At 74.0% G+C, this 1,422-nt stretch carries 1 protein-coding gene; it reads left to right on the top strand.

The genetic code is table 11. From position 1 onward, the window contains the following. Window positions 1-1,422: LamG domain-containing protein (locus AB0L65_RS62905; protein WP_364267622.1), on the top strand; the 1,422-nt coding region annotated here is incomplete at both ends.

Raw genomic sequence — 1,422 nt, 5'->3', positions numbered from 1 at the left:
ACGATCCCGGTCAGCCTGTACGCGGACGGCGCGCTGATCCGCTGGCGCGTCCGGGCCGAGGACGGCAAGGCCAACAGCGCCTGGAGCCCGTGGTGCGAGGCCACCGTGGACGCCACCGCGCCCGGCCGGGAGCCGGTCGTGACCTCGCCCGAGTACGCCGAGGAAGGCTGGAACGACGGCGTCGGCCTGGCCGGCACGTTCAGGTTCGATCCCAACGGCGTCACCGACGTGGCCGCCTACGTCTACGGGCTGGACACCACGCCCAAGTCCGAGGTCGCGCCCGCCGCCGACGGCACGGCCACGATCGCGCTCACCCCGCGCCACGACGGCCCCAACGTCCTGTCGGTACGCAGCAAGGACCGCGCCGGCCAGCTCGGCCCGATCCGCACCTACGTCTTCAACGTCAACGGCGGCAAGGGCCCGAACGGCCACTGGGCCCTGGACGAGGGCCAGGGCACCGTGGCCGCCGATGCCGCGAACGCCCACCCCGCGACCCTGTACGGGGCCACGTGGACGACCGGGAAGACGGGCATGGGCCTGCGCCTGGCCAACGCGTACGCGCAGACCTCCGGCCCGATCACCGACACCGGCCGCAACTTCACCGTCACCGCCTGGGCCCGCCTGACCGGCAACGCGGCCACCGCCACGGTCGTCACCCAGGAAGGCTCCAGGACCGGCGGCTTCGCGCTCCAGTACTCGAAGACCGACGACCGCTGGGCGCTGGTCCGCGCGGGCTCCGACGCCGACGGCGCCGCGACGGTCAAGGCTCTGTCGGCCGCCGCACCCAGGCTGAACGAGTGGACCCACCTGACCGGCGTCTACGACTCCGCCGCGGGCCAGATCTCGCTCTACGTCAACGGCAAGCTGGAGTCCGAGGTCGCCTTCACCCAGCCGTGGAACGCCACCGGGCCGCTCACCATCGGCCGCGGCAAGGTCAACGGCGCCGCGGCGGAGTCCTGGCCGGGCGACGTGGACGAGGTCCGCGTGTACGGCCGGGCCATGTTCGCCGACGAGGTCGCCGACCTGGTCAACAGCGCCGCCACGCTGGTCGGCCACTGGACGCTGGACGAGGAGTCGGGCACCTCCGCAGCGGAGTCCTCCGGCCGCTCCACGGCCGCGACGCTGGCCGGGGGCGCGTCGTGGACGTCCGGCTGGCTGGAGGGCGCGCTCGCGCTCGACGGCGTCAACGGCTATGCCCAGACCACCGGCCCCGCCGTCGGCACCAGGTCCAGCTTCACCGTGGCCGCCTGGGTCCAGCTCGACTACCTGCCCACCGCCGACACCGCCGCCGTGGCCCAGCCCGGCAGCCGGACGGCCGGGTTCCAGCTCGGCTTCGACAAGGAGCAGCAGCGGTGGACCCTCGGCATGAGGGCCGCCGACACCGACACCGCCGCCCTCGTACGCACCCGCTCCGACGCCATC

Source organism: Nonomuraea sp. NPDC052116 (assembly GCF_040680035.1).
Classification (GTDB): Bacteria; Actinomycetota; Actinomycetes; order Streptosporangiales; family Streptosporangiaceae; genus Nonomuraea; species Nonomuraea angiospora_A.
This window is presented reverse-complemented; position numbering and strand designations above follow the sequence as displayed.